This window comes from Streptomyces abyssomicinicus, from assembly GCF_008974245.1.
GTDB lineage: Bacteria > Actinomycetota > Actinomycetes > Streptomycetales > Streptomycetaceae > Streptomyces > Streptomyces abyssomicinicus.
Genome location: NZ_BBZI01000005.1, coordinates 88,548 through 108,869, shown reverse-complemented (window position 1 = coordinate 108,869; position 20,322 = coordinate 88,548). Strand labels below are relative to the sequence as shown.

Genomic DNA, 20,322 nt, shown 5'->3' with positions numbered 1-20,322 from the left:
CAGCCCCACCGACCACAGAACGGGATCCCATGTTCGGACTGAGCGAGCTCGCCGTCGTCCTGCTCGTCGTCGCCGCCGTCCTCGCGGCGAAGCGGCTGCCGGACCTGACGCGGTCCATGGGGAAGTCGGCCCGCATCCTCAAGGCGGAGTCACGCGCGCTGAAGGACGAGCCCGCGCCCGGCGCGCCCAGGATCGTCCAGGGCGAGGTCGTCGACCGCGACGCCGCCGGGCGGCCGGACCGCGCCGCCGGAGCCTGATCAGTCGTCCTGGCCCGGCCGCCGTTCCTCCGGGGGCAGCCTCCGGGCCAGCGCGTCCTCGGTGAGCGACTCCTCGGCCAGCGCGGACGTCCGGTAGGCGGTCCGGCCCACGATCTGCCCGGTCACCGGGATGGTCAGCAGCTGGAACAGCGCCACCAGGGCCAGCGGCACCGCGTACCGGGGCGCGTTCTGCAGGGCGGCGCCGAGCAGGATCAGCAGCAGCCCCAAAGTCTGTGCCTTGGCCGCCGCGTGCTGCCGGCCCACCGCGTCGGGGAAGCGGAGCACACCGACCGAGGCGAGCAGGCAGAAGACCGCGCCGGCGATCAGCAGCAGGGCCGACGCCACGTCCAGGGCGGTGTTCACCGCATCCCCTCCCGTTCCTCCACCAGGTGTGCCGCCGTGACGGAGCCGACGAAGGCGAGCAGGGTCACCGCGAGCAGCACCGGCAGCCCGGTGCCGTCCTCCCGCCGGGCGGCCTCCGCGGCGATGCCGGCCGCGAACAGGGTGACCAGCACGTCGAGGGTGACGATCCGGTCCAGCACACCCGGGCCGATCACCAGCCGGACGACCGTCAGCAGGGCGGACAGGCCGAGCAGGATGAACACGACGTAGTAGACGGCGGTCACGCGTCGTCCTTCCGTGACGTCGGGGAGGTGGAGGGGTCCGGCCGCCGGCCCAGCGCGGCCACCAGCCGGCGTTCGGTCGCCAGCAGTTTCCGGCGGGCCTCCTCGGGCTCGCCGGACGCGGCGACCAGCAGGACGTGGACGTAGAGCACGCCCCGGTGGCGGTCGATCTCCAGCACGAGGCTGCCGGGCGAGACGTTGGTGACCAGCGTCGCGAGGGTGACCAGCAGGTCGGTGTCCGCGTCGAGCGGCAGTTCCACGATCGCGGCCCGCACCCGGGGCCCGTGCCTCAGGGCGGCCCAGCCGACGGCGGCGGCGGAGACCACGAGGTTGCCGGTCATCCGCACGCACAGCGCGAGCAGCCGCAGCGGGCGCACGGTGATCTGCCGGGACACCTCCGGGAAGCGCGAGACGGCGAGCACGGCGACGGCGACGAGCAGGCCGCCGAGGACCACCAGCGGGCTCGGCGTGGACCAGAGCAGGATCCACAGCAGCCACAGCCACAGCAGTGAGGGCAGCCGGCGCAGCAGGGAACGGTTCACGGGCCCTCCCTCTCACCGACCAGCACCGCGTCCCGGTAGCCGCCGGGCCGCACCAGTTCGGTGGCCGCCCGCTCCCCCATGGAGGCCAGCGGTCCCGCGGCCGCCGCGAGCCCCAGGCCGGTGAGGGTCATGGCGACGGCGGCGGACATGGTGAGCAGCACCCCGGGCCGGCGGCGGAGCGGGAGCGGTTCGCCGAGTCCCGGGGAGAAGGCCCCGCGCCAGACCCGGACCATGGCGTACAGGGTGAGCACGCTGGTGACCAGCGCCGCCGCGGCGAGCAGCCAGGCCGCGACCCCGCCGTGCGCGGCGGCGGCCCGCAGCAGCGCGAACTTGGCGATGAAGCCGGAGAAGGGCGGCACGCCGGCCATGCTGAGCCCGCCGACCAGGAAGAGCAGTCCGGTGACGCCGTGCACCCGGCGGGCGCCCTCGCCGCGTTCCATCCGGGAGAGTTCCGCGGTCCCGGCGGCGTTGACGATCAGTCCGGCGACCAGGAACAGGGTGGCCTGGGCGGTGATGTGGTGAAGGATGTACAGGATCGTGCCGGTCAGCCCGGCGATGTCGGAGAGCGCCAGGCCGAAGATCATGAACCCGACGTGGCTGACCAGGGTGAACGACAGCAGGCGGTTGATGTCGTCCTGGGCGATGGCGCCGAGGATGCCCACCAGCATGGTGGCCACCGCCAGCACGGCCGCCACCCACCAGGCGCCGTCGCGGGGGAAGACCAGGCTCTCGGTGCGCACCATGGCGTAGACGCCGACCTTGGTGAGCAGCGCGGCGAAGACGGCGGTGATCGGGGCGGGCGCGGTCGGATAGCTGTCGGGCAGCCAGAAGTGGAGCGGCACGACGGCGGCCTTGATGCCGAAGACGACCAGCAGCATCAGGCTGAGCGCGGTGCGCAGGCCGGGCGGCAGCCGTTCCGCCTGGACGGCGAGGTCGGCGAGGTTGACGGTGCCGGCGGCGGAGTAGACCAGGCCGAGGGCGGTGAGGAACAGCAGCGACGAGGTGAGGCTGGTGATGACGTAGGTCATCCCGGCTCGCACCCGGTCCGGTCCCGCGTCCAGGGTGATCAGCACGTAGGACGCGGAGAGCAGCATCTCGAAGGCGACGAACAGGTTGAACAGGTCGCCGGCGAGGAAGGCCAGCGTGATCCCGGCGACCAGCACCAGGTAGGACGGGTGGTAGGGCACGGTGATGCCGGGCCCGCGGTCGGCGTTGTCCTGGCCGACGGCGAACAGCAGCACCGCGAGGGCGACCAGGACGGCCAGGGCGAGCAGCATGGCCGCGAGCAGGTCGGCGACGAGCACGATGCCGATCGGGGGCGCCCAGTCCCCGGCCCGCACCACGATGGTGCCGTCCCGTTCGACGACGACCAGCAGGGCGATCGCGTCGGCCAGCACCAGCGCCAGCGCGGTCAGGGTGACGGTGCGCTGGCGGTCGGTGCTGGCGGAGACGATCAGCGAGAGCCCGGCGGCGAACAGCGGCACCAGCACGGGGAGGGCGACCAGGGCGAGCGTCATCCGGCGTCCCCCCGGTCGTCGGACGGCAGGTGCGGGGTGGGGTCGTCGTCGGCGCGTTCGGCGACGTCGCCGATGCGGCGGTCCTCCGGGTCGTTCTGCACCTCGTCGTGGCCGGTCAGCCGCCACGAGCGGTGGGACAGGGCGAGCAGGAACGTGGTGACGCCGAAGGTGATGACGATGGCGGTGAGCGCCATGGCCTGCGGCAGCGGGTCGGAGTAGGCCTCGACGTCGACCTCCGGTCCGCCGCCGGTGATGGGCGGTTCGCCGAGCGGTCCGCCGGCCTCCAGGAGCAGGAGGTTGGCGCCGTGGCCGAGCAGGATGATGCCGAGCACGATCCGCATCAGTGAGCGTTGCAGCAGCAGGTGGACCCCGGCCGCGAACAGGCCGCCGACGACCAGTGCCATGGTCACGTCGAGGCTGGTCATGTGCTCCTCCCCACGGCGGTGCCGCCGCCGGTGCCGAGCTTGGGGACGGGGGCGCGCAGTGAGGTGCCGGCGGCCGAGAGCAGGGTCAGGATGACTCCCAGGATCAACAGGTAGACGCCGATGTCGAAGACGAGGCTGCTGGAGGTCTTCACCTGGCCGAGCAGCGGAAGGTGGACGCTCCACAGGGTGCTGGTGAGCGGCGGGTCGCCGAAGGCGAGCGGGACCATGGCGGTCGTCGCGGCGAGGGTGAGGCCCACGCCGATCAGGTGGCCGGGGCGGACGCGGACGGCGTGCTCGACGTCGGTGGGGCCGCCGACCAGGTAGCGGAGGATGAAGGCCTGCCCGGCGACCAGTCCGCCGGAGAAGCCGCCGCCGGGCCGGTAGTGGCCGGAGAGCAGCAGGAACAGCGAGACGACCAGGATCGAGGGGAAGAGCAGCCGGGTGACGACCTCCATCAGCACCGACCGTTCGGCTCCGAGCAGGTCGGTGCTGCCGGGCAGCCAGTGTTCGCGGGGCTCGTCCCAGCGGTCCGTGGGGTATCCGGTGGACTCCGTGACGACGTCGGGGCCGGCGCGGCGTCCGGCGGCGGTCCGGGTGTCGGTGCGGGTGCCGAGCCGGATCAGGCTGATGACGCCGAGGGCGGTGACCATCAGCACGGAGATCTCGCCCAGGGTGTCCAGGGCGCGGAAGTCCACGACGATCGCGTTGACGACGTTTTCTCCGCCGGTCTCGCCGACCCGGCGCAGGTAGTCGCCGGCCGGTCCGGCGTTCTCGCGGCCCTGGGGGGCGGTCAGCGCGAACCCGGCGACGAAGAGGCCGACGAGGAGGGCCACGGCGGCGCGCGCCCAGCGCCCCGGCCCGGTCTGCGAGGCGGGGGTGAAGCGCGGCGGCATCCGGCGCAGCACCAGCACCACCACGACCAGGGTGAGGGACTCGACGAGGAACTGGGTGAGCGCCAGGTCGGGCGCCCCCTGGACGACGAAGAGTCCGGCCACCGCGTAGCCCACGGCGCCGGTGACCAGCACGGCGGCCAGCCGGTGCTTGAGCACCGCGGCGCACGCGGCGGCGATCACCACGATGACCGCGAGCGGCAGTTCGGCCGGCGTCCACCAGGCGCGCACCTGGTCCAGCGGTGGCATGGCGGTCAGCACGGCGAAGGAGGGCAGCACCACGACGGTGATCAGGATGGCGGTGAGGTAGAGCGGGAGGGAGCCGACCTGGGTGTACCGGGTGAACACCACGGCGCCGTGGTGCAGGGCGATCATGCCGCGCCGGTAGCACCGTTCGGCGTCCGGCAGCCGGGGAAGCCGGCGCAGCAGCCGGGAGAACGGGCGGCGGGCGGCGTGCAGGGCGAGGCCGAGCACCACGATCAGCAGGGCCAGCCACACGACGGGGGTCCAGCCGTGCCAGAGCGCCGCGTGGAAGGGCTTGCCGGTGGGCTCCGGGTACTGGTCGGCGTAGGGCGCGGTCAGCGCGTCGACGGCCGGGTAGCAGAGGCCCGCGACCAGGCCGAGCACGGAGAGCACGGCGGCGGGGGCGAGGAAGAGCGGTCGGGGCGGGCTCGCGGGCCGTCGCGGCCTGTCGTCCCGCTTGGTCGCGAACCCGCCCTGGAGGAGGCGCGCGGTGTAGGTGACGGTCAGCACCGAGCCCAGGCAGAGGGCGGCGGTCGCCCACGCGGCGCCGGTGAGGTGGCCGTGGAGCATGGCCTCCAAGGCGCCGTCCTGGGCGATCCAGCCGATCGTGGGCGGCAGTTTGGCCATGGAGGCGCCCGCCAGCAGCGCCACCACGGCGACGGCGGGCAGCGCCCGGCCGAGGCCGGAGAGTTCCCTGAGGTCGCGGGTGCCGGTCTGGTGGTCGACCACGCCGACCACCATGAACAGGGAGCCCTTGAACAGGGCGTGGGAGAGCAGCAGCACCGCCCCGCCGATCGCGCCGGTGCGGGTGCCCATGCCGAAGAGGGCGATCATCATGCCGAGTTCGCTGACCGTGCCGTAGGCCAGCAGCCGCTTCATGTCGGTCTCGCGCAGCGCCCGCCACGCGCCGACGACCAGGGTGTAGAGGCCGACGGTCAGCACCAGCGGCCGCCAGGGCGCCACGTCGGCGAAGCCGGGGGCCAGCCGGGCCACGAGGTAGACGCCCGCCTTGACCATGGTCGCGGCGTGCAGGTAGGCGCTGACCGAGGTGGGGGCGGCCATCGCGGCGGGCAGCCAGGCGTGCAGCGGGAACTGGGCGGACTTGGCGAACGCGCCGATCAGGATCAGCACCAGGGCCGTCGTCACCATCGCGTCGGCCGGGGGCGGGTCGGCGAGCAGCGCGGAGATCCGGTAGGTGCCAGCCGCCCGGCCCAGCATCACCATGCCGAACAGCATGGCCAGTCCGCCGGCGACGGTGGTGAGCAGGGCCTGTTCGGCGGCCCGCTGCCGGTCGCCGCCCTCGCGGCGTCCGGCGATCAGCAGGAAGGAGGCGACGCTGGTCAGCTCCCAGAAGACGTACAGCAGCAGGAGGTGGTCGGCGAGGACCAGACCGAGCATCACCGCGGCGAACGCCAGCAGCAGTCCGGCCTCGCGGCCGTGGCCGAGGTGGTGGTAGTACGCGCCGTAGACCATCACGCCGACGCCGACGCCGGTGACGACCAGGGCCATCAGCAGGGCGAGGGGGTCGAGACGCAGCGCGATCTCCAGGCCGAGCGTCGGGGACCAGGCGTAGGTCTCGGTGTACGTCGTGCCGTCCAGGACGGCCGCCGTCCGGGTGAGCAGCCAGGCCAGGGAGCCGGCGAGCACCAGGGCGGCGACCGCCCAGACCCCGCGGCCGATGCGCCGCGCGGCCGCGGGCAGTGCGGCGGCGCACGCCAGCTGCGACAGCACGACGACGAGCACGCGACCTCCGGACGCTGGGCGGTGTGCCTCCGGTTCCCTGTCCGCTCCACCCTTAACGTCCTGGTCGCCGCGCGCCTCCCGTACTGCCCTACATGGCCTAGGAGCCGGCCCCCGCGGAGCGGCCGGGCGCCTCGCCGGCGGCGGCGAGCAGCGCGGCGGCGTCCACGGCGCGCGCGGCGGTCGCCGGGACGGTGCAGGCGTAGGCCCCGGCGACCGCGCCGAACCGTCCGCACCGCTCCGCCGGTTCGCCGCGCAGCCACCCGTACAGGTAGCCGGCCGCGAAGGCGTCCCCCGCGCCGTTGGAGTCGACCACCGGCGCGGGCGGCTCGGCGGGGGCGATGCGGCTGAGCGTGCCGTCGGCAAGCTGGAGCGCGCCCTCGGCGCCCGCGGTGACCACCACCACGCGCGCCCGGCCCTCGCGGGCGATGCGGCGCATCGTCGGCCCGGGGTCCGCGGGCAGCGCCGCGGCGGAGACGAACACCAGGTCCGCGCCGAGGGCGTAGGGCAGGTGGTGCGCGGCCTCGCCGTCCCAGTCGTGCAGGTCGGTCGAGACGGTCACGCCCGCCTTCCGCAGCACGGGCAGGGCGCGTTCGCAGGGCTGGGTGATGGAGACGTGCGCGTGCCGGCACCTCGCCGCGAGGGCGGCGACCGTCTCCTCGGGGTAGTGGCCGCCGCCCCGGGCCCCGTCGTAGAGGGAGGAGCGGCGTCCGTCCGGGCCGACCAGGTTCACGGCCCGCCGGGTGCCCTTCGGGGCCGGCGGGGCGGTCAGCGGGATGCCCCTCTCCCGGTGGAAGGCGCGCACCAGCTCGCCCTCCGGGTCGTCACCGACCACGTCGAGGTGGTGGACCCTCAGCCCGAGTTCGCTCAGGCCGAGCGCCACGAAGTCGCCGGTGTGGCCGGCCCGGGCCTCGATGCCCTCCACCAGCCTGCTGTCGGCGTCCTCGAGGGGCAGTCCGGGTACGTACACGATGGTGTCCACACCCGCGCCGCCGAGGACCAGTACGTCGAAGTCGTCGTCCGTTCGCTGCATCCGCCCATCCTGGCGTGACCTGCCGTGTCGTTGGGCAGGAACCCCTTACCGGCCGGGGAACCGAACGGGAAGGAAGCGCGCGGGAAGCGGAGGAAGCGGACATGGGTGTCGTGGCGTGGGTGGTGCTGGGGCTGGTCGCCGGGGCGATCGCCAAGGTGCTGATGCCGGGCCGGGATCCGGGCGGCCTGATCGGCACCACCCTCATCGGGGTGGTCGGGGCGTTCCTGGGCGGCTGGCTGTCCGCCCGCTTCTTCGACCGCCCGGTCGACCGGGACTTCTACGACCCCGCGACCTGGGTGTCCGCGGTCGGCGGCGCCCTGGTGCTGCTGATCGCCTACCGCGTCCTCTTCGGCCACTCCCGCGAGCGCGGCTGAGCGCCACCGGGCGTCCGGCTCACCGGGCCGCGGCGGACCGGGCGGCGGCGGACCGGGACGCGGCTCACCGGGTCGGCCGGTAGGTGGCCAGCGACCAGATGACGAACACGTAGAAGGCGATCAGCAGGACCGACCAGACGGGGGCGTAGGGCAGGAAGACGAACTGGTCGATCAGGCTGATCACGGCCAGCATCAGGCCGACGATCCGCGCCCAGGCCTGCCCGCTCAGCAGCCCCAGTCCGGTGACCAGCAGCAGCACGCCGACCACCAGGTGGAAGACGCCCCAGCCGGTGAGGCTGAACTCGAAGACGTAGGAGCCGATCCGGCGGTACACGTCGTCACCGGCGAGCGCGGCGATGCCCTGGAGCGCCGTCACCACTCCGGAGACGCCCAGCAGCATCCCCGCGAAGGTGATGCCGCCCTCGGCCAGCAGCTGTTTGCTCCCGGTGCCCGCATGCCCGCTCATCCGCGGTCCTTCCGCCGTGACGTCTGGTCCTTCCGAGGGTGCGCCGCAGGCGCCGGAGCGGCACGTCGTGCGCGGCGGACGGGCTAACACCGTGCGGGGCCGGGTGCTTTCGCCCGCACCCACCCCGCACAGCCGAACTTTGGTTAGGCTAACCTAAGCTCGTCGCACAGGGCCTCAGCCCTGTCTCCACGCCTTCTTCTTGGGCTTTTCACACCCTTCGCCCCATCAGGAGCATCCGCAGCCATGCCTCCCTTCAGAGCCGACCGCGCCCCCCGTTCCCCCGGCCGCCTGGGCAAGCTCGCCGCCGCCACCGCCGGCGCCGCGCTCACCATCGGCGCGCTGACCTCCCCGGCGATCGGCGCGGGCCAGAACGAGACCGGCCCCGCCGCACGGGCGGCCGCCGACGTCGCCCCCTCGGTCTCCCTGGGGTCCCCGTCGGCCGCCGCGGGCGCGCAGCTCTCCTTCTCGGTGAAGGACTTCCCGGCCGGTGAGACCCTCACGGTCAAGCTGGACAAGGTCACGCAGCTCGGCCGGTTCACCGTCGGCACGGACGGCTCGGTCTCCGGCTCGGTCACCGTGCCCGCGGACGCGGTCGCGGGCACGCACACCCTGCACTTCCTCGCCCCGGGCACCTCCGTCCCGGTCGAGTTCGGCGTCCGCGTCCCGGCGGCCGAGCTGCTGGCCTCCTCGGTCCGGGCCGGGGAGAGCGTGCCGTTCCGCGTGAGCGGATTCCCGTCCGGGGTGAAGCTGAGCGTCAAGCTCGACGACGCGGACCTGGTGGCCCAGTTCACCACGGGCGCCGACGGCTCCTTCTCCGGCAGCGTCACCATCCCCGCCGGCACCGCCGCGGGAGACCACTGGCTGCGCTTCCTGGCAACCGGCACCAGCGTGAAGAGTTCCCCCCTCGAGGTCACCGCGCCCGCGCCCGCCGCCCCGAAGGCCGTGATCACCGCGGGTTCCTCGGTGGCGGCGGGCGGCAAGGTGTCGTTCGCGCTCTCCGGCTTCACCCCGGGGCAGAAGATCACCGTCAAGCTCGACGACGACAAGATACTCAAGCAGTGGGACGACGCGATCGCGGCGGACGGCACCTTCTCCGGTACCGTCACCGTCCCCGCGGGCACCGCCAAGGGCGCCCACTGGCTGCGCATCCTGGCCCCCGACCCCTCCACCAGCCTGCGCGCCGACTTCACGGTGACCTCCACCGGCGGCGGCTCCGGCTCGGGCGGCTCCACCGGCGGTTCGGGCGATGCGACCGGCGGCTCCGGGGGCGGCAACGGCGGGTCGACGGGCGGCGGGTCGACGGGCGGCTCCACCGGCGGGTCGGGCGGCGGGTCCAAGGGCGGTTCCGGTTCCACCGGCGGAGGCACCAGCAGCGGCGCGTCCGCGTCCATCACCGCCGGTGCCGACGTCAAGGCGGGCGGCAAGGTCTCCTTCCGGGTCACCGGCTTCCCGCCGGGCCGGCGCCTGACCGTCAAGCTGGACGACTCCGACATCCTCGGCCAGTGGACCATCGGCACCGACGGCTCCTTCTCCGGCAGCGTCACCGTCCCCGACGGCACCACCAAGGGCGCGCACTGGCTGCGCTTCCTGGCACCGGACCCCTCCACCAGCCTGCGCGCCGACTTCACCGTCACCGACGGCGCCGAGCCCGGCTCCGCCGGCACCGGCGGCCCCGCCGGCACGGGCGGCACGGGCGAGGTCCCGGCCGCGACCGGCGCACCCGCCTCGGCCTCCAACTCCGCGGGCGCCAAGGCGGAGATCACCGCCAGCGAGGTCCAGCCGGGCGGCAGCATCCACTTCAAGGTGACCAGGTTCCCCGGGAACGAGACCGTCACCATCAAGCTGGACGACGACGCGATCCTCGGCCAGTGGAAGACCGACGCGGAGGGCGGCTTCGAGGGCGACGTCGAGGTCCCCGCCGAAACCCCGGCCGGGGAGCACTGGTTCCGCTTCCTCGCGCCCAACCCGCCCACCACGCTGAAGGTCGACTTCACCGTGGTCGCCGCGGACGGGAGCGGGGCGGCCGCGGCCGGCTCCACGACCGCCCCGGAGGCCGCCGCCGAGACCCTCGACGGCGCCGCCGCGGCCTCCACGACGGCCGCCGCCTCCCCCGTCTCCTACGCCACCATCGCCTGGTCCACGGCCGGCGGCGTGGCCGGCGGCGCGGCGGGCGCAGCGGCCGCGAGCTACCTGGTGCTGCGCCGCGCGAAGTTCGCGTCGCAGTCGCCGAAGGCCGCCGGGACCGCCACCGGCGACTGAACCGGCCTCGCCCCCGCTCCGGCCGCCCTGCGCGGCGCACGACTCATGTGAGAACTGCGCCGCGCAGGGCGGCTCTTGCGTGTCCGGCGCTCAACTCCCTTACGGAACAAGGGAGTTGTGATATTGGCCATAGCGGGAATGGGGGTTCAAGTTAGGTAAGGCTAAGCTAAGTTATGATCAGTCAGACGCTCTCCGGAGCACCGTCCCAAGGAGCTTGATCACCCATGCGCAACACCTCCCGCACCCTCCGTCGCGCCGCCGCGATCGCGGTCGCCGCCGCCGCCGGCCTCTCCCTCGCGGTCCCGGCCGCCACCGCCGGCCCCCAGGCCGGCAAGGGCGCCGGCAAGCACGACGTCCCGTCGATCGCGACCAAGACGGCCGTCGCCAAGGGCCAGTACCAGACCGCCTACTCGGAGCGCAACGACGTGCTCTGGGCCGCCAGCGCCGTGGGACGCCCGCCGGTCACCCAGACCGCGCTGCTCAAGCTCGACCCGGACACCCTCGAGGTCATCGACACCATCACCCCGCCGCTGGTCAACGAGACGACCGGCGCGCGTGAGGCCGTCTACGGCGTCGAGGTGGACGACGAGAACAACACCGTCTGGGTCACCAACACCCGCGACAACGGCGTGGCCGTCTACAGCCAGCGGACCGGCGAGCACCTCGCCTTCATCCCGAACGTCAGCCACGCCCGCGAGGTCGTGATCGACACCCGCCGCGACACCGCCTGGGTCAGCGCGGTGAACTCCGCCGAGGTCGTCGCCTTCGACACCGACACCTTCGAGGAGAAGCGCCGCGTCACCGTCGAGGGCTCCCGCCCGGCCGGCCTGGCGCTCGAGGAGCGCAGCGGCAAGGTCTACGCGAGCGACCTGAACGGCGACCAGATCATCGAGATCTCCCCCTACAAGGAGACCGTGGAGCTGCACCCGGCCGGCGCCGGCGCCATCTCGGTCTCGCTGTCCAAGAACGGCAGGACCGCGTACACCGCCAACCAGACCGACGGCACCGTCACGGTCACCGACCTGCGGACCAGCACCGTCACCGCGACCATCCCGACCGGCGAGGGCGCCCTGTCCGTCCGCACCGACTTCCGGACGGGCAAGCTGGTCGTCGCCAACCGCGTCGCCGCCACCGTCTCGATCGTCGACCCCAAGCGCGGCACGGTCCAGAACCTCGTCACCGAGGCCAACCCGAACCACGTCGAGATCGAGGACGGCATCGCCTACGTGGTCGACAAGTCCGGCGCCAACGCCGAGGGCGGCGACTTCGCCTACCGCATCGACCTGGGTCACTGAGCCACACCCGCACCCCCACCGACGGAGCCCCGCAGCCGCCCCTCCCGCCCGGCTGCGGGGCTCCCGCGTACCCGGGCGCACCCACGCCCGGGGGACGACGAGTGGCCGGGCCCCGAGGAGGGGCCCGGCCACCGTGGCGCGACCGGCTCGTCAGCCGGCCGGGGTCACTCGCCCGCCACCGCGACGAGACGTCCGACGACCCCGCCCTCGGCCAGGCGGCGCAGGCCGTCGGAGATCTCCTCGAAGGTGATCGGGGTGAGCTGCGGAGAGAGCTCGCCCGCCGCCATCAGGGCGTAGACGCCCTTGACCGCGTCGATGTCGCCGCCGCAGGAGCCGCGCAGGATCACGGACTTCAGGATCAGCGACTTGGTGGAGATGGTGGACTCCAGCCGGCCCATGCCCACCTGGACCACGGTGCCGCCCGGACGGATCGCCTCGACGGCGCCGGCGGTGGTGGTGCCGAAACCGGCGTAGTCGACGATGACGTCGAGCTGCTTGTCGGCGAGTTCGGTGACGTCCTTGACGATCTCCTTGACGCCGATCTCCCGGCCGAGCTCCCAGACCTTCTCGTTGGGTTCGGCGGCGTAGACCTCGCAGCCGGTCAGCACGGCGACGCGGGCGCCGATCTGGCCGAGGCCGCCCAGGCCGATGACGCCGACCCGGTCGCCCTTCTTGATGCCGCCCTTGGCGACGACGGCGTGGTAGGCGGTCATGCCGGAGTCGGTGCCGGCCGCGCCCTGTGCGAACGAGACGGAGTCGGGCAGCGCGACCAGCGTGGCGGCCGGGACGGCGCACCGGGGCGCGTACCCGCCGTCGAAGGCGTAGCCGACGGCTCCGTGGCCCTCGACGGTCGGGCAGACGCCCACGCGGTCGCCCGCCTTCCAGCCCTCGACGCCCTCGCCGACCTCGGTGATGACACCGGCGACCTCATGGCCCGGGGTGATCGGACGCTTCGCCAGCATGTCGAGCCAGCCCTCGTCCTCCAGGAGGCCGACGTCCGAGTGGCACAGGCCCGCCGCCCTGACCTCGAGGACGACCTCCCCGGGGGCGGCCTTCGGCTCGGGAACCTCGTTGAGCACGAGCGGCTGATGGGTGTCGGTGAACTGCCAGGCCTTCATCGGACCGGCCCTCCTGTTGTGCGTGGGGTGCTTCCGGGACGCCGCGGCGACCGGTGGGTGCGCCGCCGCGCCCCACCACGCTACGCCTTTCTGTCTGATCAGGACAACAAGTCCGGATCTGACAAAAAACCCTCGCCCTCGCGGCGGGCCGGGTCCGGCCACGGCCGTCCCGGCGCGCCGCACCCGCGCGGTAACCTCGTGACGCGGGCCCCGCACCTGGGCCCACCTGCGGAAACGGCGGGACCCAACGGCGGGAGGGGCAGGTATGGAAGGGCCAGGCAGGGCGGACGGCGCCGGCGACTCCCCGGACGCGGCCCGCGGCCCCCGGCGGCCGGGCCGCCCCCCGCTGACCGAGCGCCGCAAGGAGGCCACCCGCCTGGAGATCGCGCACGAGGCGGTGCGCCTCTTCGCCGCACGGGGCCTCGCGGCGACCTCCTGGGACGACGTCGCCCGCGCCGTAGGCGTCTCCACCCGGACCCTCAGCCGCTACTTCGCGCGCAAGGAGGAGTGCGTGCGGCCCCTGCTCACGGTGGCGGTGGAGCGGTTCGTCACCACCCTGCGCGCCTGGCCCGCGGACCGTCCGCTGCACGAGATCACCGGGCCGCTGTGGCCGCCGGCCGACTCCGACCCCGAGATGGGGACCCTGCGCGAACTGCTCCGCCTGACCCGCGCGGAACCCGGACTGCGCTCGGTCTGGCTGGACCTCCACTACGAGGCGGAGCGCGTCATGGTCCCGCTGCTGGCGGAGCGCACCGGCCTGCCCGCCGGTTCCCCCGAGGCGCAGGCCCTCGCCCTGGTCGTCAACGGCTCGCTGCGCCTGGCGGTGGAGCTGTGGGTGGACCAGCCCGGCACGGACTCCTACGCGGACGTCGTCCACGCCCTGCTGCGCCGCACGGTCACCCCGGCGCTGGAGGACGGCGGGCGGGGCCCGGCCTGACGCACCCCGCCCGGGCCGCCCCGGCCGCGGATGCGGCCCGACGCCGCCGCGGACCTGCCCGGCCTCGGGTCCACCGGGAGCGCCGCACTGGGTACCCGGTGGACGCGTGCCCGCCCGGGGCCGCTTCCCGCCCCCGTCTTCCGGAGGAGGCCGGTTCGACATGAAGGCTCTCCAGTACCGCACCATCGGCTCCGCGCCCGAGGTGGTGACCGTCCCCGACCCGGAGCCCGGACCGGGCGAGGTCCTGCTGAAGGTGACCGCCGCCGGCGTCTGCCACTCCGACATCGCCGTGATGGAGTGGCCCGCCGAGGGGTTCCCCTACCAGCTGCCCATGACGCTCGGCCACGAGGGCGCCGGCACCGTCGCCGCGCTGGGCGCGGGCGTCACCGGTCTCGCCGAGGGCGATCCGGTCGCCGTCTACGGTCCGTGGGGCTGCGGCCTGTGCGCGAAGTGCGCCGAGGGCAAGGAGAACTACTGCCTGGTCGCCCGGGAGCGCGGCATCAACCCGCCCGGCCTGGGCGCGCCCGGCGCGATGGCCGAGTACCTGGTCGTCGACTCGCCGCGCCACCTGACGCCGATCGACGGCCTGGACCCCGCGGAGGTGGTGCCGCTGACCGACGCGGGCCTCACCCCGTACCACGCCGTCAAGCGCTCGCTGCACCAGCTGGTGCCGGGCTCCACCGCCGTGGTGATCGGCACCGGCGGCCTCGGCCACGTCGCCATCCAGCTGCTGCGGGTGCTGACCCCGGCCCGGGTGATCGCCATGGACGTCAGCGAGGAGAAGCTGGAGCTCGCCCGCACCGTCGGCGCGGACGAGACCGTTCTGTCGGACGCCCAGGCCGCCGGCCGGGTCCGGGAACTCACCGACGGCCTGGGCGCGCAGGTGGTCCTGGACTTCGTCGGCGCGGAGCCCACCGTGCGGACGGCCGCCGGCTCGGTCGGCGTCGAGGGCGACATCACCATCGTGGGCATCGCCGGCGCGGGGCTGCCCGTCGGGTTCGGCCTGCTGCCCTTCGAGGTGTCGGTGGCCGCGCCCTACTGGGGCACCCGCGGGGAGCTGATCGAGGTCCTGGACCTGGCCCGTGCCGGGGCGGTCTCGGTCCACACCGAGCGGTTCTCCCTGGACGAGGCCCCCGACGCGTACGCCCGCCTGCACGAGGGTCGGGTCAACGGCCGCGCGGTGGTCCTGCCCGGCGGCTGACCCGCCGCCCTGCCGGCCGGCCGGCGCCCCGGCCTCGGCCCGGTGCTCCGTCGCACCCGACGTGCCCGCCGGGCGCATCCGGTTTACGGTGCCCATGCGAACGAATCGACACAGATCGCCCGGGAGGATGATCCCCGCCGCGTGCGCCGCGACCCGACACCCCGGCCGCGCGCCCGGGTCGGTCGCGCGCCCGGGTCGGCCGCACACCAGGAAAGTGAGCACCGACTGTGAGCACCGACTACGCCACCGAGTTCGCCGGGCGCGCCGCCCTCGTCACCGGGTCGGCCTCCGGCATCGGCCTGGCCATCGCCCGCCGCCTCGCGGAGGGCGGCGCCCAGGTCGTGATCGCCGACTACAACGCCGAGGGCGCCGAGCGGGCCGCCGCCGACCTGAGGAGGGACGGCTTCGAAGCCGCCCCCTTCACCGTCGACGTCTCCGACGCCGCCTCCGTCCAGGCCGCCGTCCGCTTCACCGTCGACACCTTCGGGGGCCTGCACCTGGGCGTCAACAACGCCGGCATCGGCGGCGACAGCGCCCCCACCGGCGAGCAGACGCTGGCCAACTGGGACCGTGTGGTGCGCATCAACCTGGACGGCGTCTTCTTCTCCGTGCGCTACGAGATCGAGGAGATGGAGCGGTCCGGCAAGGGCGGCTCCATCGTGAACGTCTCCTCCATCCTCGGCTCGGTGGCCTTCAGCGGCTCCTCCGCGTACGTCGCCGCCAAGCACGGCGTGCTGGGCCTGACCAAGTGCGCCGCCGTGGAGTACGCCGCGAAGAACATCCGGATCAACTCCGTGGGTCCCGGCTTCATCGAGACGCCGCTGCTGGAGAACCTGGACGCCGAGACCCGTGACGCCCTGGTGGGCCTTCACCCGGTCGGCCGCCTGGGCCGGAGCGAGGAGGTCGCCGAACTGACGGCCTTCCTGCTGTCCGACCGGGCCTCCTTCGTCACCGGCAGCTACCACCTGGTCGACGGCGGCTACACCTGCGTGTGACACCGGACGGCGGGAACGCCCGTGGGGCCGCCCCCCTGACACGGGGGCGGCCCCACGGGCGTGCGGAGCGGACCGGGATCAGACCTTCGCCGTCTCCTGGCCCTGCGCGCCCTCGACCTCGAGGTCCACGCTGTCGCGCAGCTCGGTGGAGGTGAGGAAGAGGGTCGCGACGATGCCGAGGACCGCGACCGCCGCCGCGACCAGGAAGATCTGGCCGGTGGCCTCGCCGTAGGCCGCGCGGACGATCTCCTGGATCGGCGCGGGCATGGCGGCGATGTCGAGGTTGCCGCCCGCCTCGGCGCCGCCGCCCGAGGTGTCCACGCCGAGCTTGCGCAGGCCGTCGGCGATCTTCGTGGAGACCCCGTTGGCGAGGACGGCGCCGAGGACCGACACGCCGATGGTGCCACCGAGCGAGCGGAAGAAGGTGATCGAGGCGCTGGCCGCGCCGAGCTCGGCGAGCGGCACGGTGTTCTGGAGCACGAGGACCAGGTTCTGCATCGACATGCCGACGCCCACGCCGATGAGGAACATGCCGCCGAAGACGTGCCACATCGGCGTCGTGTGGTCGATCACCGACAGGGTCAGGAAGCCGAGCGTGAGGATCACGGTGCCGGAGACGATGTACGGCTTGACCCGGCCGCTCTTGGAGACCAGTCGTCCCGCGATCGTCGAGGAGATCAGCACGCCCGCCATCATCGGGATGGTCATCAGGCCGGCCTTGGTGGGCGAGTAGCCGCGGCCGATCTGGAAGTACTGGCCCAGGAAGACGGCGCCGCCGAACATGGCCACACCGACCGCCAGGCTCGCGATGATCGCCAGCGCCGGGTCACGGCGCTTGATGACCTTCAGCGGCACGACGGGCTCGGGGACCCGCGACTCGACGAACACGGCGAGGCCGAGCAGGACCACCGAGCCGCCGACCATGGCGCCGGTCTCCCAGGAGATCCAGGCGAACTCGTTGTCCACGAAGGTGACCCACAGGAGCAGCAGGCTGACGCCGGCGGCGATCAGGGTCGCGCCCAGGTAGTCGACCTTGGGCTTGTCGCCGCCGCGCTCCACCACCGGGAGCTTCAGCGTCCTGGAGAGGATCACGAAGGCGACGGCCGTGAACGGCAGGGCGAAGAAGAAGCACCAGCGCCAGCCGAGCCACGAGGCGTCGGCGATGGCGCCGCCGAGCAGCGGTCCGCCGACCGTCGCCACGGCCATCACGCCGCCGAGGTAGCCGTTGTAGCGGCCGCGCTCCTTGGGGCTGATCATCGCGGCGATGATCACCTGGACCAGGACCTGCAGCGCGCCCATGCCGAGGCCCTGCACGGCGCGGAAGGCGATCAGCGTCTCGGTGTTCTGCGCGAAGCCGGCTCCGAGCGAGGAGACGAAGAAGATCACGATCGCCGTCTGGAGCAGCGCCTTCTTGCTGAAGAGGTCGGCGAGCTTGCCCCAGATCGGCGTGGAGGCGGTCGAGGTGAGCAGCATCGCGGTGACCACCCACGTGTACTGCGACTGCGTGCCCTTCAGCGCTCCGATGATCTGCGGCAGCGCGACGGAGACGATGGTGCTGCTGATCATGGTGACGAACAGCAGCAGGAGCAGGCCGCTCATCGCCCTCAGGACGGCCCGGTGACCCATCTTCGGGGCGGCGTCACCCCCGGGCGGTGCGGCATCGGTGGCGTCGGCGACGGGCGCGCTCAAGAAGGACCTCCGGAGAAGGAACGAGGAAAAGGGAATGCCCTCGGGAAGTGAGGGGGATGTCTTCAAGATACATGCACACTGTGCAACTTTGCTCATTGGGCATTTTTCTTGCCTTGGCCTTACCATTGCCGCGATGGACATCACCGACCGCACCGCCGCCCCGGGCGGAGCCCCGGGCCTGCGCGAACGGAAGAAGGCCGCCACCCGCGAGGCGGTGCACCGCGCCGCGCTGCGCCTGACGGTCCAGCACGGCCTGGACCACGTCACGGTCGAGGCGATCGCGGACGAGGCCGGGGTCTCCCGCCGGACCTTCTCCAACTACTTCGCCACCAAGGAGGACGCCGTCCTGTGGGGCGAGGAGCAGCAGGCCGCCGCCCTGCTGCGCGAGGTCGCCGACCGGCCCTCCGGCGAGTCCCCCTGGGCCGCGCTCGGCGCCGCCCTGCGCACCCTGGAGCCCGGCCCGGTCTTCCCCGACCGCGAGACGATCACCCGTACCCGGCTCGCCCTGCGCCACCCGTCCCTGCTGGGCCGGCAGCTCGCCACCCACGCGCGGCTGGAACAGGACCTGGCCGCCGTCCTCGCCGGACGGGGCGCCGAGCCGCTCCCTTCGCGGGTCCTCGCGGCGGCGTTCCTGGCCTCCATGCGGACCGCGATGCGCGCCTGGGTGGAGACCGAGCACCCGGGCGAACTGCTCGACCTGGTCCACGAGGTCCTGCGCCTGATGGGCCGGCCGTTCGACGGACCCGGCGCCGGGCGCGACTGAACGGCACGTCCGGCGGGTGACCGCCCCGCCTCCCCGCACGCGACCCGCCCGTCCACGTCACGCGACCCGCCGCGCGTGCGGCATCCGGCCCGCCGCGTGCCGCATGTGACCCGCCGCGCGTGCGGCCGTACCGCCGCGCCACCCTGACGGGGCGTCGGCCGTCGTCCCGGTGAACCCTTTCGGCGCGTCACGTCACGCGAATTCACGTACCAGCCACTCCGGCACCCTCACCATGTCACCGCCGGGGAGCAGCCTTCCGGATGTCCCAGCCCGACCTCCGAGGAGGCACCATGGCCGACCTGCACCGGTCCCGCAGAAGCGTCCTGGGCCACGGCTCCGCCGGCGCCGCAGCCCTGATGCTCGGCACCGGACTCTGGACCTCCGGCTCCGCGTGGGCCGCCCCCGTCATCGCCGACGACCCGTTCACGCTCGGCGTCGCCTCCGGTGACCCGCTGCCGGACGGCGTCGTCCTGTGGACCCGGCTCGCCCCCGACCCGCACGCCGCCGACGGCCTGGGCGGCATGCCGCGGGTACCGGTCCGCGTGCAGTACGAGGTGGCGGCCGACCGCCGCTTCCGCCTGATCGTCCGCCGCGGCAGCGTCGTCGCCACCCCCGAACTCGCGCACTCCGTCCACCCGGAGGTCGGCGGCCTGCTTCCCGACCGCGTGTACTACTACCGGTTCCGCGCCGCCGGCCACATCTCCCCCGTCGGCCGCACCCGCACCACCCCGCAGGCCCACGTGAAGCCCGCCGACCTGCGGTTCGCCTTCGCCTCCTGCCAGGCCTGGCAGGACGGCTACTTCACGGCGTACGACCACCTGGCCGAGGAGGACCTCGACCTCGTCGTGCACCTCGGCGACTACCTGTACGAGTCGGGCGTGCGCACCAACCGGCGCGGCGTCACGACCGACCCCAGGTTCCACACCGAGACCTTCGACCTGGCCCGCTACCGCCTCCAGTACGGCCTCTACAAGTCCGAGGAACCGCTGAGGAAGGCCCACGCCCGCTTCCCGTGGGTCGTCACCTTCGACGACCACGAGGTGGAGAACAACTGGGCGGGCGACCTCTCCCAGGCCGACACCGAACCCGACCAGGACCCCGCCGTCTTCCGGGCGCGCCGCGCCGCCGCGTTCCAGGCGCTCTACGAGCACCAGCCGCTGCGCCACACGCAGATGCCGCAGGGCCCCCACCTCCAGGCCTACCGCCGCCTCTCCTACGGCCGCCTCGCCGACCTCACCATGCTGGACACCCGCCAGTACCGCGACGACCAGCCCGACGGCGACGGCGAGTCGGCCACCAGCACCGCGCGGTTCGACGAGAACCGCACCATCCTCGGCGCCCGGCAGCGCGACTGGGTGCTGAAGAACTTCTCCCGCTCCCCCGCGCAGTGGCAGATCCTCGGCAACCAGGCCCCGATGGGGCAGACCGACAAGGACCCCGGTCCGGCCGAACTGGTCTGGCTCGACCCGTGGGACGGCTACGTCGCCGACCGCAACCGCCTCCTCGCCGAGGCCGACCGGCGCGGCGTGCGCAACCTCGTCGTCGTCACCGGGGACCGCCACCAGAACTACGCCTGGGACCTCAAGCGCGACTACCAGGACCCCGGATCGCCGACCGTGGGCGCGGAGTTCGTCGGTACGTCGATCACCAGCGGCGGCGACGGCGCGGACATGACCGCCGACGGCGAGACGTTCCTCGCGGCCAACCCGCACATGAAGTTCTTCAACTCCCAGCGCGGCTACGCCCGTGTCCGCGTCGACCACCGGCGCTGGACCACCGACTTCCGCGTCCTGCCCTACGTCCAGCGGCCGGGCGCGCCGGTCACCACCCGCGCCACGGTGGTCGTCGAGGACCGGGTGCCGGGGGTCCAGATCTGACCTTTCCCCGGGGTCGGGGTCTGCCCTAGAGTCGGTGGCCGCATCGCGTGCCGGCCACCGACCGGGTGGGGCATGGAG

General features: G+C 73.5%; 19 protein-coding genes. 9 read left to right on the top strand and 10 right to left on the bottom strand.

What is annotated here, in order from left to right; all coding sequences use genetic code 11:
• The first annotated feature begins 29 nt into the window (after nt 1-29).
• The gene (locus tag GBN72_RS00505; RefSeq protein WP_151769609.1) at nt 30-257 is read left to right on the top strand and encodes a twin-arginine translocase TatA/TatE family subunit; all 228 of its coding nucleotides are present in this window, start codon (nt 30-32) and stop codon (nt 255-257) included.
• Here the strand turns inward: GBN72_RS00505 and mnhG are convergent, their stop codons facing one another.
• The 7 genes from mnhG to GBN72_RS00470 all read right to left on the bottom strand — a co-directional run bounded on the left by mnhG (nt 258) and on the right by GBN72_RS00470 (nt 7,270).
• Nucleotides 258-620 carry a monovalent cation/H(+) antiporter subunit G gene (gene mnhG / locus GBN72_RS00500; protein ID WP_151769608.1) on the bottom strand — a complete coding sequence of 121 codons (363 nt, stop codon included), beginning with the start codon at nt 618-620 and terminating at the stop codon, nt 258-260. It lies immediately after the preceding gene.
• A complete protein-coding gene (locus tag GBN72_RS00495) occupies nt 617-883 on the bottom strand; it encodes an MrpF/PhaF family protein (RefSeq protein ID WP_151769607.1) in 267 nt (88 codons plus the stop codon). The genes mnhG and GBN72_RS00495 overlap by 4 nt, the downstream gene beginning before the upstream one ends.
• Nucleotides 880-1,422, bottom strand: coding sequence for a Na+/H+ antiporter subunit E (locus GBN72_RS00490; protein ID WP_151769606.1), 543 nt, complete (start codon nt 1,420-1,422; stop codon nt 880-882). Before GBN72_RS00490 ends, GBN72_RS00495 begins: the two co-directional genes overlap by 4 nt.
• The gene (locus GBN72_RS00485; RefSeq protein WP_151769605.1) at nt 1,419-2,939 is read right to left on the bottom strand and encodes a Na+/H+ antiporter subunit D; all 1,521 of its coding nucleotides are present in this window, start codon (nt 2,937-2,939) and stop codon (nt 1,419-1,421) included. Before GBN72_RS00485 ends, GBN72_RS00490 begins: the two co-directional genes overlap by 4 nt.
• A complete protein-coding gene (locus GBN72_RS00480; RefSeq protein ID WP_151769604.1) occupies nt 2,936-3,364 on the bottom strand; it encodes a Na(+)/H(+) antiporter subunit C in 429 nt (142 codons plus the stop codon). Before GBN72_RS00480 ends, GBN72_RS00485 begins: the two co-directional genes overlap by 4 nt.
• Nucleotides 3,361-6,240 carry a Na+/H+ antiporter subunit A gene (locus GBN72_RS00475; RefSeq protein WP_151769603.1) on the bottom strand — a complete coding sequence of 960 codons (2,880 nt, stop codon included), beginning with the start codon at nt 6,238-6,240 and terminating at the stop codon, nt 3,361-3,363. The genes GBN72_RS00480 and GBN72_RS00475 overlap by 4 nt, the downstream gene beginning before the upstream one ends.
• Nucleotides 6,241-6,337: 97 nt before the next feature.
• Nucleotides 6,338-7,270, bottom strand: coding sequence for an adenosine kinase (locus GBN72_RS00470; protein WP_151769602.1), 933 nt, complete (start codon nt 7,268-7,270; stop codon nt 6,338-6,340).
• A gap of 101 nt (nt 7,271-7,371) precedes the next feature.
• Here GBN72_RS00470 and GBN72_RS00465 point away from each other — a divergent pair, with 101 nt between their 5' ends.
• Nucleotides 7,372-7,644 (top strand): GlsB/YeaQ/YmgE family stress response membrane protein, encoded by a 273-nt coding sequence (locus GBN72_RS00465; RefSeq protein ID WP_151769601.1) that lies wholly within the window; start codon nt 7,372-7,374, stop codon nt 7,642-7,644.
• A gap of 64 nt (nt 7,645-7,708) precedes the next feature.
• On the opposite strand, the gene GBN72_RS00460 is transcribed toward GBN72_RS00465, so the two are convergent.
• On the bottom strand, nt 7,709-8,110 hold the full coding sequence (locus GBN72_RS00460) for a DUF7144 family membrane protein (RefSeq protein WP_164540296.1): 402 nt from the start codon (nt 8,108-8,110) through the stop codon (nt 7,709-7,711).
• Nucleotides 8,111-8,353: 243 nt separating this feature from the next.
• Here GBN72_RS00460 and GBN72_RS00455 point away from each other — a divergent pair, with 243 nt between their 5' ends.
• Nucleotides 8,354-10,369, top strand: coding sequence for a hypothetical protein (locus GBN72_RS00455; protein WP_151769600.1), 2,016 nt, complete (start codon nt 8,354-8,356; stop codon nt 10,367-10,369).
• Between the two features lie 224 nt (nt 10,370-10,593).
• Complete coding sequence (locus GBN72_RS00450; RefSeq protein WP_151769599.1) at nt 10,594-11,664, top strand: YncE family protein; 1,071 nt, start codon at nt 10,594-10,596, stop codon at nt 11,662-11,664.
• A gap of 164 nt (nt 11,665-11,828) precedes the next feature.
• Here GBN72_RS00450 and GBN72_RS00445 read toward each other — a convergent pair whose 3' ends face one another.
• A complete protein-coding gene (locus tag GBN72_RS00445; RefSeq protein ID WP_151769598.1) occupies nt 11,829-12,782 on the bottom strand; it encodes a zinc-binding dehydrogenase in 954 nt (317 codons plus the stop codon).
• Nucleotides 12,783-13,047: 265 nt separating this feature from the next.
• Here GBN72_RS00445 and GBN72_RS00440 point away from each other — a divergent pair, with 265 nt between their 5' ends.
• The 3 genes from GBN72_RS00440 (at nt 13,048) to GBN72_RS00430 (ending at nt 15,915) form a co-directional block, all read left to right on the top strand.
• Nucleotides 13,048-13,719 (top strand): TetR/AcrR family transcriptional regulator, encoded by a 672-nt coding sequence (locus GBN72_RS00440; RefSeq protein WP_151769597.1) that lies wholly within the window; start codon nt 13,048-13,050, stop codon nt 13,717-13,719.
• Between the two features lie 160 nt (nt 13,720-13,879).
• Nucleotides 13,880-14,920 (top strand): NAD(P)-dependent alcohol dehydrogenase, encoded by a 1,041-nt coding sequence (locus GBN72_RS00435; RefSeq protein WP_151769596.1) that lies wholly within the window; start codon nt 13,880-13,882, stop codon nt 14,918-14,920.
• A 227-nt stretch (nt 14,921-15,147) separates the two neighbouring features.
• The gene (locus tag GBN72_RS00430) at nt 15,148-15,915 is read left to right on the top strand and encodes an SDR family NAD(P)-dependent oxidoreductase (protein WP_151769595.1); all 768 of its coding nucleotides are present in this window, start codon (nt 15,148-15,150) and stop codon (nt 15,913-15,915) included.
• Between the two features lie 78 nt (nt 15,916-15,993).
• Here GBN72_RS00430 and GBN72_RS00425 read toward each other — a convergent pair whose 3' ends face one another.
• Entirely contained in the window at nt 15,994-17,541 is a 1,548-nt protein-coding gene (locus GBN72_RS00425; RefSeq protein WP_151770852.1) for an MDR family MFS transporter, read from the bottom strand.
• A 196-nt stretch (nt 17,542-17,737) separates the two neighbouring features.
• Between GBN72_RS00425 and GBN72_RS00420 the strand changes: the two genes are divergently transcribed.
• Nucleotides 17,738-18,367 (top strand): TetR/AcrR family transcriptional regulator, encoded by a 630-nt coding sequence (locus GBN72_RS00420; protein ID WP_151769594.1) that lies wholly within the window; start codon nt 17,738-17,740, stop codon nt 18,365-18,367.
• A gap of 290 nt (nt 18,368-18,657) precedes the next feature.
• Nucleotides 18,658-20,244, top strand: coding sequence for an alkaline phosphatase D family protein (locus tag GBN72_RS00415; RefSeq protein ID WP_151769593.1), 1,587 nt, complete (start codon nt 18,658-18,660; stop codon nt 20,242-20,244).
• Nucleotides 20,245-20,322 lie beyond the last annotated feature (78 nt).